The sequence below is a fragment of the Sulfitobacter sp. NFXS29 genome (assembly GCF_040148765.1).
Classification (GTDB): domain Bacteria; phylum Pseudomonadota; class Alphaproteobacteria; order Rhodobacterales; family Rhodobacteraceae; genus Sulfitobacter.
This window is the reverse complement of sequence record NZ_JAGDED010000009.1, coordinates 103,876-118,016: the sequence shown is the minus strand read 5'-3', so window position 1 is coordinate 118,016 and position 14,141 is coordinate 103,876. Positions and strand designations below refer to the sequence as shown.

The 14,141-nt window shown below is 60.2% G+C and carries 13 protein-coding genes; 5 read left to right on the top strand and 8 right to left on the bottom strand.

The genetic code is table 11. From position 1 onward, the window contains the following. Nucleotides 1–34: 34 nt before the first annotated feature. The 3 genes from J3456_RS14605 to J3456_RS14595 are packed head-to-tail and all read right to left on the bottom strand — an operon-like array spanning nt 35 to nt 2,258. Nucleotides 35–847, bottom strand: a complete 813-nt coding sequence (locus J3456_RS14605; RefSeq protein ID WP_349580866.1) for an ABC transporter substrate-binding protein — start codon at nt 845–847, stop codon at nt 35–37. After that, nucleotides 844–1,554: an ATP-binding cassette domain-containing protein gene (locus tag J3456_RS14600; RefSeq protein ID WP_349580926.1), complete on the bottom strand. Its 711-nt coding sequence runs from the start codon at nt 1,552–1,554 to the stop codon at nt 844–846. Before J3456_RS14600 ends, J3456_RS14605 begins: the two co-directional genes overlap by 4 nt. Beyond that, nucleotides 1,554–2,258, bottom strand: a complete 705-nt coding sequence (locus J3456_RS14595) for an ABC transporter permease (RefSeq protein ID WP_349580865.1) — start codon at nt 2,256–2,258, stop codon at nt 1,554–1,556. Before J3456_RS14595 ends, J3456_RS14600 begins: the two co-directional genes overlap by 1 nt. A 451-nt stretch (nt 2,259–2,709) precedes the next feature. On the opposite strand from J3456_RS14595, the gene repA reads away from it, so the two are divergent. The 4 genes from repA to J3456_RS14575 all read left to right on the top strand — a co-directional run bounded on the left by repA (nt 2,710) and on the right by J3456_RS14575 (nt 8,334). Beyond that, complete coding sequence (gene repA, locus J3456_RS14590) at nt 2,710–3,885, top strand: plasmid partitioning protein RepA (RefSeq protein WP_349580864.1); 1,176 nt, start codon at nt 2,710–2,712, stop codon at nt 3,883–3,885. Next, a complete protein-coding gene (repB, locus tag J3456_RS14585; protein WP_502989509.1) occupies nt 3,885–4,880 on the top strand; it encodes a plasmid partitioning protein RepB in 996 nt (331 codons plus the stop codon). Before repA ends, repB begins: the two co-directional genes overlap by 1 nt. A 178-nt stretch (nt 4,881–5,058) precedes the next feature. After that, nucleotides 5,059–6,213, top strand: a complete 1,155-nt coding sequence (gene repC, locus J3456_RS14580; protein WP_349580862.1) for a plasmid replication protein RepC — start codon at nt 5,059–5,061, stop codon at nt 6,211–6,213. A 153-nt stretch (nt 6,214–6,366) separates the two neighbouring features. Beyond that, nucleotides 6,367–8,334: a sensor histidine kinase gene (locus tag J3456_RS14575; RefSeq protein WP_349580861.1), complete on the top strand. Its 1,968-nt coding sequence runs from the start codon at nt 6,367–6,369 to the stop codon at nt 8,332–8,334. Nucleotides 8,335–8,373: 39 nt separating this feature from the next. On the opposite strand, the gene J3456_RS14570 is transcribed toward J3456_RS14575, so the two are convergent. From J3456_RS14570 to J3456_RS14550, 5 genes are all read right to left on the bottom strand, one after another. After that, nucleotides 8,374–9,426, bottom strand: a complete 1,053-nt coding sequence (locus J3456_RS14570) for a M42 family metallopeptidase (protein ID WP_259950232.1) — start codon at nt 9,424–9,426, stop codon at nt 8,374–8,376. 95 nt (nt 9,427–9,521) lie between these two features. Further along, on the bottom strand, nt 9,522–10,835 hold the full coding sequence (locus tag J3456_RS14565) for a TRAP transporter large permease (RefSeq protein WP_349580860.1): 1,314 nt from the start codon (nt 10,833–10,835) through the stop codon (nt 9,522–9,524). Then, on the bottom strand, nt 10,832–11,335 hold the full coding sequence (locus J3456_RS14560) for a TRAP transporter small permease (RefSeq protein WP_349580859.1): 504 nt from the start codon (nt 11,333–11,335) through the stop codon (nt 10,832–10,834). The genes J3456_RS14565 and J3456_RS14560 overlap by 4 nt, the downstream gene beginning before the upstream one ends. Before the next feature lie 58 nt (nt 11,336–11,393). Then, the gene (locus tag J3456_RS14555; RefSeq protein WP_349580858.1) at nt 11,394–12,413 is read right to left on the bottom strand and encodes a TRAP transporter substrate-binding protein; all 1,020 of its coding nucleotides are present in this window, start codon (nt 12,411–12,413) and stop codon (nt 11,394–11,396) included. A gap of 138 nt (nt 12,414–12,551) precedes the next feature. After that, the gene (locus tag J3456_RS14550) at nt 12,552–13,046 is read right to left on the bottom strand and encodes a MarR family winged helix-turn-helix transcriptional regulator (protein ID WP_349580857.1); all 495 of its coding nucleotides are present in this window, start codon (nt 13,044–13,046) and stop codon (nt 12,552–12,554) included. Nucleotides 13,047–13,183: 137 nt separating this feature from the next. On the opposite strand from J3456_RS14550, the gene J3456_RS14545 reads away from it, so the two are divergent. Beyond that, nucleotides 13,184–14,134, top strand: coding sequence for a PDR/VanB family oxidoreductase (locus J3456_RS14545; protein WP_349580856.1), 951 nt, complete (start codon nt 13,184–13,186; stop codon nt 14,132–14,134). Nucleotides 14,135–14,141 lie beyond the last annotated feature (7 nt).

Here is a 14,141-nt window from a genome sequence, read left to right as displayed (position 1 = left end):
CGCCGATCCGGGCGCGGATAGTCTCCGACAAAGGTTATTCGGCGCCTTCCGCGTTGAACACGAATAGCGTCTCACCATTGATCTTGTAGTCGTTGATCAGCGCTTTCGCCCGGTCCGATGTCAGCCAATCTTCGAGCTTCAGAGCCAGATCGTTTTTGACATGGCCGTGACGCTCGGGGTTCACTGGCAGATATGCATATTGGTTAAACAGAACCGGATCGCCCGCATAGAGCAACGCCAGCTCGCCTTTGTTGCCGAAGTTCAGCCAGCTTGCCCGGTCCGACATCACATAGGCGGGCATCCCCGAGGCGGTATTAAGGGCCGCGCCCATGCCTGCCCCGACAGCATTGTACCAATCGCCGAACTCTGCCGGATCAACCCCAGCTTCGGCCCAGAGCGCCAGTTCTTTCTTATGCGTGCCGCTGTCGTCCCCTCGGCTCACGAAATCGGACTCTGCGTTGGCAATGGCCCCCAGAGCCGCAGTGGCCGCATCCGAGGATGCGATCCCCGCCGGATCGCTTTCTGGGCCGATAAAGACGAAATCGTTGTACATGATTTCCGTTCGGTGGCTGCCAAACCCGGCGTCGACGAAAGCCTCCTCAGCTTTGCGCGAATGAACGAGAATCGCGTCCACGTCGCCGGATTCGCCTAGTTTGATCGCTTGGCCGGTCCCGACGACCAGCAATTGCACCTCCAGATCAAGGTCTGCTGCGATCTGGGGCAAGAGCACATCCGCGAGACCGGAGTTGTTGAACGATGTCGTCACCGCTATTTTCATCACGTCGGCGGCCTGCGCCGCACCGCTCATCGCCAGAGCGGAAATTGCGCCTACAATCCAAAGTTTCATTCTACGATATCTCCTCTTAAAAATGCCTGCGCCTCAGGGGTCTCAGGTCGGTTGAAAAACATAGTCGCGGGGCCGGCCTCATGAAGATGGCCCCCGAGTAGGAACAAGACATCGTCGGCCAAACGGCGGGCTTGACCGAGGTCATGTGTCGAGAGGATCAGCCGCGTGCCCGCAGATTTCGCCGATTGCAGGATCGCTTCGATCTCTCGGGTCGCACGGCCATCCAATGCGGCACAGGGCTCATCCAGAAACAGCAGCTTGGGCTTGCAGATCAGGGCGCGGGCGAGGGCCAGCTTCTGCTGCTCGCCGCCCGATAGCACAGGGGCTGCGCGGCCCAAAAGCGGCTCTAACCCGACGCGTGCGGCCCATTCCTCCGCCGCCTGCCGGGCCTCTGCCTTTGCGACACCACGCAGACGCAGTGGATAGACAAGGTTTTCCAAAACCGTGCGCCGGAGCATGACGGGCCGCTGGAAAACGAAGGCCTGATGATGCCGCGCCTCTTCGGTCGTGCAGGCCCAGTCGATCCGCCCCGCAGAGAGCCGCGCGGTGCCATGGAGCAATTGCAACAGCGTGGTTTTGCCCGCGCCGTTCGGGCCGATAACGACCGTGGCGCCCTGCCCTTCCAGCGTCAGATCAATCGGTCCCACCAGCCGTTGCCCGCGTCTGCGGCTTTCGATCGCACTGGCTTGCATCGGGAAAAGCTGCATCACCACCGGCCCTCCCGTTCGGTGCGGCCCAGCCAATGGATCGCGAGGTTTACCGCCACGGCCAGCCCGATCAATACGAAACCGAGGGCGAGCGCCAAGCCAAACTCTCCCTTCCCCGTCTCAAGCGCGATCGCGGTGGTCAGCACCCGCGTCGCGTGGTCGATATTGCCTCCGACGATCATGATCGCCCCCACCTCTCCAATCGCGCGGCCAAAACCTGCGAGAGCGGCGGTGAGGAGCGCGCGGCGCGAGTCCCAAAGCAGGGTCCGTATCTTCTGGCCTTGCGTGACATTCATTGAAATCAGCAGATCATGATATTCCTGCCAAAGTTCGCGGATCGACTGATGCGCGATCGAGGCAATGAGCGGCACAATGATGATCACCTGCGCTATGATCATCGCCGTGGGGGTAAAAAGCAGCCCCAACACGCCAAGGGGCCCGGAGCGGGAAAGAACCACATAGACGATGAGCCCTACCACGACCGGCGGCAGGCCCATGAGCGCATTCAAAACAGCGATCACCAGCCGCCGTGCGCGAAACCGTTTTACGGCGACCAATGCTGCGAGGGGGAGGGCAATCAGGCAGGCGACGATTAACGCGGAGACGGTAACCTGCAACGACCGGCCAGCGATCTCCACCAGCTCGGGATCAAGCGTGAAGACAAGCCAAAAGGCCTGCGTCAGTCCGCTCCAAATATCGACCATCCCGCAGTGGCCTCCCCCGACTTGGGGCCCAAAGCCCCCTTTTTCCCGCACATTGTCAGGACTGGCCTGCGGACGCCAGAGCCACCGGGCCCGAAATTGCCGGAAGAGACAGACTGGCTCGGCACTAACCGTTATTTCGGCCGCGCGTGGTCAGGATGACCCGCCCCATGATTCTTGCAAATCCGGTATGTGGCTCTAACTAGGCCAAAACAGGAAAATGCCGCGATCCAGCCCGTGATGGGCTCATTTACATTTCCAAGGATAGTTTTAATTAACAATTGCAGTCACTTAGGCGTCAGACTACGAACTATCTTTGATCCTAGCTGCGACTATTGATGCCGCCTTTCCCTCTTCTCGCGCAAGAATCTATTGCACGCATCGCTGCAATGGCATTAAGTAACGGAAACAAAAGCGCTACCGAATAATAGCGTTACTGAGAGCGAGGGCAGATGTGACGGACACTGTACACATCAATACACGAATCCGCCGTAATGCGGAAACGCTTTCCGAGGCGTTGGAAAGTCACATGTTGAAGGTCTTTGCGCCCGACGCGCGCAAGGAGCTGCGCCGTTTTTCAGCCGGGGAAGCGGCGGAATTGCTTGGAATTTCAACCAGCTTCCTCCGCAAACTTCATTTCGACAATAGGGTCGTCGATGTTCAGACAAGCCCTGGCGGGCGGCGGCATTACAGTGCTGAAGATCTGCTCTCGATCCGGCGTACGCTTGAGTCCACTGCCAAATCACGCGGTGCCTACCAGCGCGGCCGTCGCGACGGGGACAAGCTGCAAGTATTGTCCTTTTTGAACTTCAAAGGCGGCAGCGGGAAGACGACGAGCGCAATCCATGCCGCGCAGCGACTGGCCCTGAAAGGCTACCGGGTTCTCTGCGTCGATATTGACCCGCAAGCGTCTCTAACAACGCTTTTTGGCTATCGGCCAGAGTATGATTTCCTGAACTCAGGGACCATCTACGATGCCATCCAATATGACGATCCGGTCCCTTTAGCCAATGTCATACAGAAGACATTCTTTACTGGCATTGATCTTGCTCCGGGCGGGTTGATGCTTCAGGAGTTTGAGCATGAAACCCCCCAAGCTCTGCTGAACAACACCCAGCCGGCATTTTTCGCCCGGTTGGCGACCTCTCTGCAAGACGTAGAGCAGAATTACGACGTGGTTATCTTCGATTGCCCGCCGCAACTGGGGTACCTCACGATGTCGGCGCTTTGTGCCTCGACGGGCGTGCTAATCACCGTCGTCCCGAACATGCTCGACGTCGCATCCATGTCGCAGTTCCTGCAAATGAGCGCGGACCTGCTCGATGTCGTCTCTAACGCAGGGGCAAGCATGGAGTTCGATTTCCTGCGTTTCCTGATCAATCGGTACGAGCCGAATGATGGACCGCAACAGCAGGTTCTATCCTTCCTGCGCCAGCTTTTTGACGAGGAAGTCATGGTCGCACCGATGCTGAAATCCACCGCGATTTCGGATGCCGGGCTGACGCATCAGACGATCTATGAAGTCGACCGGTCCCAATTTCACCGCTCGACCTATGACCGGGCGGTGGATTCACTCAATCTTGTGAATGATGAGATCGAAAGCATGATCCAGAAAGCATGGGGGCGGTAATGGCACGTAAAGGCATTTTATCTTCTGCACCGGCGAATGTTGAGAAGCCGGAGAAGCCTAAAAACCCCGCGATAGAGCCTAATAAGAGCCGGGGTAAGGCCAGTCTAATGCCGCGCGGCGCGGTGGGCGCGCTTCAGTCTTCGTTGAACCGGATGCAAGAGAACGCGGTTCAGGAATTGGACGGTAATCTGATCGACATGGCGGGCGTCGAAGACCGTTTAGGCACTGATACGCAGGCTCAAAAGCAGCTGCACGACAGCCTCAAGACCTACGGACAGCAGGTTCCTGTGCTCGTTCGGCCCCATCCTAAAACCCCCGGACGGTTCGAAATTGTCTACGGGCGGCGCCGACTTCAGGCACTGAAAGCGCTTGGAATGCCCGTCAAGGCGATGGTCCGCCAGTTGGACGACCATGCTTTGGTGATGGCGCAGGGGCAAGAGAACACCGCACGGCAGGACCTGTCGTTTATCGAAAAGGCGAGCTTTGCTGCGCAGCTAGACGTGGGCGGGCATGACCGGCAGACAATCGCAGACGCACTGTCGATCGATCTGCCGATGGTCAGTCGCATGCTCAAGGTTGGTCATGCATTCGATCTACCTTTTCTACGCCAGATCGGTTCTGCCCCCTCCATCGGGCGGGACCGCTGGATTGCTTTGGTCAAACTTTTTGAGCAACCCGCAGCAAAAGCGCGCGCGGACAAGCGGATGTTGCGGGCCGGCTGGGAAGGGTTCAATTCGGATGAACGGTTCGAGGCGATCTTTGCCGAAGCTTCAGCCCAACCAGAGAAAGCGGCCGCCTCCCCTGCCCCATCGCCCAAGCCCCGCACCCTGCGGAGCCGTGATGGCAAGGCTTTGGCGGACATTCGCAGCGGCAAGCGTGGGGTCACGGTGACCGTCCCTGCCCGCGCGGCCGAGGGGTTTGATACATGGCTCGATGCGCATGCAGAAGAGCTTTTGCGAGAGATTCACGACCGCTGGCAAAAGACCCGCGCGTGAGAAATTGAGGAAGTAGCAACAGGAGGCACATCCAAGACCACAAAAGAAAAGCCCCCCAGGATAAATCCCGGAAGGCCCTTCTCAAACTTTGCACCTTCGAGATAGCCCCAAAGATTTATCGATGTCAACTCTACCCGATGGGATAGGGCCGGTATTTTGTTGTCTTTCGTGATTTTAAATGGAAAATACGTTCCGAACTGCGTTCGGGCGGCCGAGATCGGCTACCCAAGTGTCATGCGAGGGGCCGGACAAATGGGCTTTGCTCGACCGGCTGACAACTGCGGCTGACTGCTTTGAACTATCGCACCGCAGCCTCACCGTATTAAAGGCGTTGCTGAGTTTTCTGCCGAGCCGGCATATTCCGGATGGCGCGGCGGGGATTGTATTTGCCTCGAACGCTCGACTGTCTGAGCGGTTGCACGGGATGCCTGAAAGCACGCTTCGACGGCATCTTGCCCAGCTTGTGCGTGTTGGGCTTATTGCCCGGCACGATAGCCCCAATCGCAAACGCTTTGCACGAAACCGGGGTGGCGCGATTGCGCTGGCCTTTGGCTTTGACCTCTCCCCCCTTGTCATTCAGTCAAATATGATTGAGACCGCCGCTCGGGCAGCCGAAGCGCGACGTGAACGGCTGCAAGCGCTGAGAGACCGGGTGCTCGTTCTGAGGCATGCGCTGATCCGTCAGGGTCGCGCTGAGGGGGTGGCGGATGAGGCGGGACGTATCCTTCGGCGCAAACCGGATGAAGCGGCGTTGACCCTGCTTGAGAATGCGCTGCGTCACGCGCTAGAGAGCCCGGCTACCATCGTTGATGAAGCCGAGGCAGAACCGGTTTCCCCTGCCCCATCTACAGGTCAAATGAGCGCCAGTGACGGCGAAAATGAGCGGCACATACAGGATTCAATTAAACCCTATTTTGACTCTGAACAGCAGAGCGGCTCGAAAAACGCCCTGTCTCATTCGGCTGACAACATAGACGGCCAAGGCAAAGAGCCGAAGAAAGGGGTGACTTTGGCTGAGGTGGTCGCTGCTTGCAAAGAAGTTCAAAGTTTCTTCCCAGAAGCGATGCGCAATTGGAGCGATATTGTACGGATCGGAGATCAGATTGCCCCAATGCTGGGGATTGACCCGCCGGTCTTAAATGAGGCAAAACGGGACATGGGTGCGGAGAGCGCTGCGGTGACAGTCCTTTGTCTGCTTGAAAAAGCTGCGACCATCCGAAGCCCGGGCGCATATCTTCGCCGTTTGACCCAAATGGCCCGTAATGGTGCATTTTCCCTTAATCCCATGGTGGCGGCACTGGTAAATCAGCGCAATTGTCAGCTGACAATTTGAAAAACTATGGTTTTACAGTGGGTTAGGCATATGGGTGGCTGGCAATCGGAGCTAAAATACTGAATTGGTGGTGTTTGTAGGGCAAAATACGCCCCCAGACTTCACCCTTGAAGGCGCAGCGGCTAAATTGGCCTCAGTTTTCCGGGAAAGCCCATGACCTCCGTTCGCCTACGCCTGCTGATCCTCGCGCTAACACCGCTTATCGTGTTGATGCCGCTGCTGCTGGTCTTGGGCATGTCGCGTTGGACTGCGGACTATGACGAAGTGCTCATCGCGAATGTCGAGAGCGAGTTGAGGATCGCCAACCAGTATCTCGCGCGGTTGTTGGCGCAGACCGGCAATGAACTGGATGCCGTTGCAGGCTCCGTCGAATTTGCCCGCGTACTTGAAATGCCGACCGCAGATCGGGCGACCTTCTTTGCCGAGATACAGGACCGGCTGGGCTTGGATTTTCTGCGCTTCCTCCCCCTCGAAAGAGCGGTCGATGAAGGCGAGGATTGGCCTGTGATCGCCCGCGCGGCGCGAGGGACAAGCGGAGCGGAGATCGACGTGTTTAGCAATGCACGGCTGACAACTCTGGACGACGCGCTCGCGGTGCGCGCGCAGGTGCCGGTGATCGACACGCCCGCCGCCGTGCCCACCAACCGAAAAGTCGAAGACCGCGGGATGGTGGTCCATGCGGCAAGCCCGGTTGCGCTGAACGGCAGGCAGGGCGTTTTGGTTGGCGGAATGCTTTTGAACCGAAACCTCGACTTCATCGATACGATCAACGATCTGGTCTATCTCAACGCGGTAACTGGCGGCGACCGGCAAGGGACCGCGACGCTGTTCCTCGATGATCTGCGCATCTCAACCAATGTGCGCCTGTTCGAGGATGTGCGCGCCCTTGGCACGCGGGTTTCGGCCGAAGTGCGGGAGGCCGTGTTGATCGAAGGGCGCACTTGGCTCGACCGGGCGTTTGTGGTGAACGATTGGTATATCTCAGGCTACCAGCCCATCACCGACAGTTTCGGGGAGCGGGTAGGTATGCTCTATGTGGGCTTTCTTGAGGCGCCGTTTGCGCAGGCAAAGCGCGAGGCTTTTTGGTGGATGCTGGCAGCCTTCTTTGCCGTGCTGGCCCTGTCAGCGCCGGTGTTCCTGTGGCTGGCGCGGGGCATCTTCTCGCCCCTTGAACGGATGACAAAGGTCATGCACCGCGTCGGCAAGGGAGAGCTTTCGGCGCGCATCGGGCCGGTGCCCGCCCGGGATGAGATCGGTGCCGTAGCGCATCACCTCGATTGGTTGCTGGAGCAGGTCCAAGAACGCGACCGGCAGTTGCGCAGTTGGAATGACGAGCTGAACCAGCGCGTGGATCAGCGTACCGGTGAATTGCGCGAGGCGAATGAGAAGTTGGAGCAGACCTTCCGCCAGTTGGTGATGAGCGAGAAGCTCGCCTCCATCGGGGAAATCACCGCCGGGGTCGCCCATGAGATCAACAACCCGGTCGCGGTCATCATGGGCAATGTCGATGTCATCCGTGAGACCCTAGGCGAGGATGCTGCGCCCGTGGCCACGGAACTGGGGCTGATCGACAGACAACTGTCGCGGATCGAGGTCATCGTCGGCAAATTGCTGAAGTTCGCCGCGCCGTCTGAGTTTTCCGACTGTGAACATAATATCTCGTTGCGTCCCTTGGTTCAGGATTGCCTTGTGCTCGTTGATCATCTGATCAGCCGGGGCGGGATTGAGGTGGATTGCGACTTTGAAGAGGTCCCGCCCGTGCGCGCGGACTCGGGCGAGATTCAGCAGGTCGTGGTGAACCTTGTGGTCAATGCCGTGCAGGCGATGCGGGGGGCCGGGCGGTTGGACCTTTATCTTAGGGCTGAGGAGCGCGACGCCGCGCCCGGTGTCGCGCTTTCGGTCCATGACAGCGGGCCGGGGGTGCCAGAGGCTTTGCTCGGCTCGCTGTTCGATCCCTTCTTTACCACGAAACCCGGAGAGGGGACGGGGCTGGGCCTGTCAATCTCTCAAACGCTGATCCAGCGCGCCGGGGGGATCATCACGGTGCGCAACCGGGCCGAGGGGGGCGCGGCCTTTACCGTCTGGCTGCCGCAAGCGCCCGATGATGCAGGCCCCCCCTGAACGCACGGGGCGCGGGGCGCTCGGGGGGGGTAGGGGGCTTTAGGCGGCTTTGCCGTCAAAGCCTTCCAGATAGGCCACGAGGATATCCAGTGCCGCCTGTAGGTCACCTTTGGAGACCATCTCCGTCACCGTGTGGATGTAGCGGGTGCCGACCACGATCCCCACGGCCCGCGCGCCAGCGGCAGCCTGCTGCGCCGCTGCACCGTCTTGGCCGCCGGCTGCGAGCATGGTGCGCTGGAAGGGGATGTCGCGCGCCTCGGCCAGCTTTTCGATGTCGCGCACCAAATCCACATCGGCGATGAAGCTGCTGTCACGCACGTGCAGGCCAAAGCCCTTGCCGAGGCGTGTGGTGGACAGATGCTCGGGCACGCCGGGCGTGTCGCAGGCCAGCGTCGTGTCGATGCCAAGACCGATGTCGGGCTGTACCTTATAGGCTGCCGTGCGCGCGCCGCGCAGGCCGACTTCCTCCTGACAGGTGAAGGCCACGTGAATTTCCGCCCCGCGCCCCTTGTCGGCCAGTTTGCGGATCGCTTCGATCCCCAGCCAGCAAGCCACCCGGTTGTCGAGCGCCTTGGACACAAACTGATCGCCCATTTCGAGGAAGGGTTCATCCATCACCACGAAGTCACCGACCTTGACGATGTCCTTGGCTTTTTCACCCAGCCCCAGATCAACGAAGAATTCCGAGACTTCGGGGATCTTCTTGCGGTCCTCGGGGGAGGAGATGTGGATGGGTTTGCCGCCGGGGTTCATCACGCCCTTCAGATCGCCCTGATCGGTGCAGACCAACACTCGGCGCGAGAAGAGGTTGCGCGGATCAAAGCCGCCTACGGGTTGAAGGTACAAAAACCCATCTTTCGAGATATGGCTGACCAGAAACCCGATCTCATCCATATGGCAGAGCAGCATGATCTTGGGCGCTTTGCCGTCGCCTGCCGTCGCATCACGGCGGCAGAGGAGGGATCCCATGGCGTCGGTCTCTACATGGTCAAACAGTCCCTCGATCTGCTGGGTGATCAGGTCACGCACGCGGTGCTCGCGCCCCGGAACGCCGGGGGTTTCGCAAAGGTCTTTGAGTAGGTCGATGTTCATGCTGGCCTCATCCTTGGTGATTTGGCCGCACTATCGCGCCGCGCTGGTCGAAGTGCAAACAGACGCGGCGCGATGAGGCTGAAAGGGCAGCGGGCCTACATTTGTCCCGGTAGGAAAAGCACCAGCGCGGGGAAGATCAGCAGCAAGATCAAGCGCAGAATATCGACCAGCCAGAAGGGCGTGACCCCGCGAAAGATCGTCCCGGTAGAGACATCGCCGACCACGCCTTTGAGGACGAAGACGTTGAGCCCCACGGGTGGCGTAATCAGGCTGATTTCTGTCACCACGACAACGATGATGCCAAACCAGACCGGATCAAACCCAAGGCTGGTGACCAATGGGAAGAAGATCGGCACCGTCAGCAGCAGCATCGACATGCTCTCGAAAATACAGCCAAGCGCGATGTAAATCAAAAGGATCAGCCCCATGACCACCCAAGGGCCAAGGTCCAGTGCCGTGACGGTCGCCAGCAGCCCTTCGGGCAGGCCCGCGAGGTTCACGAAGTTTGAGAAAATCCATGCGCCAATCAGCACCGAGAAGAGCGAGGCGGAGGTGAGCGTGGTTTCCTCCAGCACCTCACGCAGTCCGGCCCAGCTGAGCCCGCCACGCGCCCAAGCAATGAGGAACGCACCTGCAGCGCCCATGCCCGCCGCTTCGGTCGGGGAGAAGGCGAGATGGATGGGCCAGAAATCAAGCACACCGTAAAGCCCGCCAATCACCAGCGCGAAGAGCGCCAGCACCGACCAAACGTGGTTTAGCGCGCGCAGCCGCTCACCCCATGTGGCGCGGGGGCCAGCGGGGCCGGCCTCAGGGTTCAAGGCGACGGAAAAGCGCACCGCGCAGAGGTAGAGCAGGATGCCAAGCGCGCCGGGCACGATGCCCGCGATAAACAGCGCGCCAATCGAGGTCTCAGTCAGCAGCCCATAGATCACAAGGATCACCGAGGGCGGGATCAGGATCCCAAGCGTGCCGCCCGCCGCAATGGAGGCGGTCGAAAGACTGTCAGCATAGCCGTATTTGCGCATCTCTGGCATGGCGACTTTGGACATGGTCGCCGCCGTGGCCAAGGACGAGCCACAGATCGCCGCGAAGCCCCCGCAAGCCACGATGGTGGCCATCGCCAAGCCGCCGCGAAAGTGGCCCAAAAAGGCGTTGGAGACTTGGTAAAGTTCACGGCTGATGCCGCCTTTGTTGACGAAGAGCCCCATGAGGATGAAAAGCGGAATCACCGAGAGGCCGTAGTCTTGGCTGGTGTCGATGATCAGCCGCGACACCATAGAGATCGACGCGCGGTAGCTGGTCTCATAGACCAGCCCGATCATCCCAACGAGGCCCATGGCAAAGGCAATCGGCAGGCGCAGCAAAACGAGGGCGAAAACGGCGGCAAAGCCGATGGCAGATGCGATCATGTGGCAGGGTCCAGAAGTTGCGGCGCAAAGAGGCGCAAAATCCCGCGCAGGATCAGCACGACAGCGGTGAGATAGGTCATCACCGCGATAAACATGCCGATGTAAAAGGTCGGAATTTCAAGGTATTCGGTCACGTCGCCATAGCTCAGCGCGCGGTAGGCAAGGTCCACGACCCGCCCCGCTGGAAACCACAGCATTGCCCCGCAGGCCAGTGTCACCAGCCCGTCGCGCCAGCGTTGCAGCCCCCAATTTTCAAAGGGGCGGTCCAGCAGATCAGCGGCGATATGCCCCTCGCGGCCCGACAGGACGGGCAAGGCAGAGAAAACGATCAAGGCGATGCCGATGCGGATCAGTTCCGTCGCGGCTTCGATCGGGGCGTTGAAGACCGAGCGCATGATGACATCGGCAAAGGTCAGCACCATCAGCGCGAAAAGCGCGACAGAGGCCATCGTCATCGGCAGGGCCGAGAGGGCGGTGGTGAGGCGGATCAAAGAGCGCATGGCGGTTCCCTGGCTGGGGGCCGACCGCTGCTGCGACCGGCCCCTTTGGCGGTGGGGGTTACTGGCTGACGTTTGCCATTTCCTCACGCATCATCTCATAGGCGGCTTGCCCATCGACACCGGCCTCGTCCAACTCGGCGATCACCTTGTCGCGGACCTTGGCGGCCATCTCGGCAAAGCGGGCCTGATCCTCTTCAGAGGCGGTGACGATCTTGTTGTCGCCTGCGGCTTCGGTCGCCTCACGCGCGTCCACGTCGCTTTGATCCCAGACGGCACCCATCATGCGGCTCGCCGTCTCCCCGAAAACTTCGCTGTCGAGCTTTTGCTGAACGTCTTCGGGCAGGCTGTCAAAGGTCTCTTGGCTCATGATGACCGAGAAGGAGCCACGGTAAAAACCGCCGGGCATTTCATAGACGTTCTTGGCCACTTCGTTCAGCTTGAAGCTGATCCGCTCGCCCATGTTCATCGCCACGGCATCTGCGGCACCGGAATCAAGCGTCTCGTAAACCTTGGGCGCGGGCACCTGAATGCCGACAAGGCCGAGTTCTGCGCCCACATCCGCCGAAACACCGCCACCAAGACGGGTTTTCAGACCCTGAAGGTCATCCAGCGAGGCGACTTCTTTGTTGGAGTGTATCTGCCCCGGACCATGGGTGGTCAGCGCGATTACCTTCACGCCGCGGTGCTCGTCCAACTCGGCCAGCATCGCTTCATGCACGCGCCAATGGGCGACCGATGCAGCTTCGGCATTGCCTTCGTATCCGGGGATTTCCACCAGCTTAGTGCCGACGAAACGACCGGGCGTGTAGCCATGAAACAGGATCGCGATATCGGCGGCACCGTCCAGCAGCAGGTCCATCTGTGCGGGCGGCGGGGCAAGGCCGTTTTTCAGCTCGGTCTCGATCAGCCCATCGCTGGCTTCCGACATCATGTCGGTCAGTTGCGTGAACATGCCGGTGTTGACCGGGTGGCTCGGCGGCAGCCATGTGGAAATGGTCAGCGTCTCGGCAGCAAACGCGCCGGTCGCGGTGCAGAGCGCAAGCGCACTCGTCGTGAGAAACTTGGTGAATTTGGTCATTTTGGGCTCCTCCCCATACCGTTCGATATGCCTTGGCGGGGTTCTCCCAAACCCGTGCCGCCAAGTATATGCTTTTTCATGTATTCACATTTACAGCACGATTGGAACCATTTTTTGCGCGCAGGGCAAGGGCTGCGATCAGCCGCGTTGATCCGCGGTGTCGTCCAAGGCGGCCAGCAGGGATTTCAGCGCCGGTTTCAATTGCGCCCCCTCATTGCCCTTGAGCATTTCCATCAAAGCGGCCTCATGACGGCGCGCTTGCGGCACCAGTTCGGCGGCCAGGGCCCGGCCTGCATCGGTCAGATAGACCCGGACCCGGCGGCCATCGGCGGGGTCACTGCGGCGGATCAGCAGGCCGCGTTCCTCCATTTGGGCGATGATCCGGGTGAGTCGCGATTGCTCGGCCAGCGCCTGCCGGGCCAGTTGCGTGATCATCGCGCCATCGGTGTCCGACAGACATGCCAGCACGCGCCATTCCGGCACCCGCAGCCCCGCCTTGCGCACCTGCGCGTGGAACTGTGCGCTCGCCACATCGCTGGCCGCCGCCAACAAATAGAGCAGGTAATCGGAGACGAATCCCCCCTCAGGACCCGTGTTTTTGTCGGAGGTTGCGTCGGTCTTTTGCTGCGTCACACCTGTTAAGCCTTTGATGGAAAGAGGGCTCCTTGCGCCTCGGCACCCCTAAATGGCGGGCAAATTCGCGCTTGGCAAGAAAACCCTTGACCGAAACTATATGAAAAATCATATTATTTACCACGGGAGGACATCACATGACGAAGATCAATGCTATTGTGCGCGAGGTCACAGCGCTGACCGATCGCATCAGTGAGTTCCAGATCGCAGCTGCAGATGGCAGCGCGTTGCCGCAGTGGGAGGCGGGGGCCCATGTGCTTTTCGATCTGCCCGACGGCGACACCCGCGCCTATTCCCTGATCTCCTTCGATCCCATCCCCGAGGCCCCAGAGAGCTACCGCATCGCCGTTCAGCATGAGCCTGAGGGCAAGGGCGGCTCAACCCATATGCACGGGCTGAAACCCGGGGCAGAAATCACCTGCGCCGCGCCGAAGAACGACTTCCCCCTGACCCAAAACGCGCCTGCCGTGCTGCTGGCGGGGGGGATTGGCATCACGCCGATGATCTCAATGGCGGCGACGCTCAAGGCCGCTGGTCAGGCGTTTGCCTTTCACTACTCTGGCCGCAGCGCCCCCCTGATGGCCTATCGTGATCCCCTGCGCGCAACCTTTGGCGATGCCTTGCATCTGCATTGTGACGATGACGACAGCGCGTTGCACCTTGATGCGGTGATTGCCTCTACGGGGCGCGACGCGCATCTCTATGTCTGTGGCCCCAAGGGGCTGATCGACGCGACCAAGGCAAAAGCCGAAGCCGCGGGCATCGCGCCTGACCGCGTCCACTTTGAGCTGTTCGACGCGCCCCAAGAGCAGGCAGGGGACAGCGCCTTCGAGGTCGAAGTCGCCTCAAGCGGAGAGGTGTTCACCATCCCGCCCGGCCAATCCATCATCGACGTGCTGGAGGCGGGGGGCGTCGACGTCATGTACGACTGCCAGCGCGGCGACTGCGGCATCTGCCAATGCGACGTCATCAGCGGCACCCCCGATCACCGCGACGTTGTCCTGTCCGAGGCGGAACGCGCGGCAGGCAATGTCATGCAAATCTGCGTCAGCCGCGCCAAATCACCGCGCCTTGTACTCGACATCTGAGGGAGGA

Coding starts and splice junctions, on each gene's coding strand:
- repB (WP_502989509.1), top strand. CDS start 3,885: ATGGCACGTAAAGGCATTTTATCTTCTGCACCGGCGAATGTTGAGAAG.
- J3456_RS14605 (WP_349580866.1), bottom strand. CDS start 847: ATGAAACTTTGGATTGTAGGCGCAATTTCCGCTCTGGCGATGAGCGGT.
- J3456_RS14595 (WP_349580865.1), bottom strand. CDS start 2,258: ATGGTCGATATTTGGAGCGGACTGACGCAGGCCTTTTGGCTTGTCTTC.
- J3456_RS14545 (WP_349580856.1), top strand. CDS start 13,184: ATGACGAAGATCAATGCTATTGTGCGCGAGGTCACAGCGCTGACCGAT.
- J3456_RS14555 (WP_349580858.1), bottom strand. CDS start 12,413: ATGACCAAATTCACCAAGTTTCTCACGACGAGTGCGCTTGCGCTCTGC.
- J3456_RS14575 (WP_349580861.1), top strand. CDS start 6,367: ATGACCTCCGTTCGCCTACGCCTGCTGATCCTCGCGCTAACACCGCTT.
- J3456_RS14560 (WP_349580859.1), bottom strand. CDS start 11,335: ATGCGCTCTTTGATCCGCCTCACCACCGCCCTCTCGGCCCTGCCGATG.
- J3456_RS14570 (WP_259950232.1), bottom strand. CDS start 9,426: ATGAACATCGACCTACTCAAAGACCTTTGCGAAACCCCCGGCGTTCCG.
- J3456_RS14600 (WP_349580926.1), bottom strand. CDS start 1,554: ATGCAGCTTTTCCCGATGCAAGCCAGTGCGATCGAAAGCCGCAGACGC.
- J3456_RS14565 (WP_349580860.1), bottom strand. CDS start 10,835: ATGATCGCATCTGCCATCGGCTTTGCCGCCGTTTTCGCCCTCGTTTTG.
- repC (WP_349580862.1), top strand. CDS start 5,059: ATGGAAAATACGTTCCGAACTGCGTTCGGGCGGCCGAGATCGGCTACC.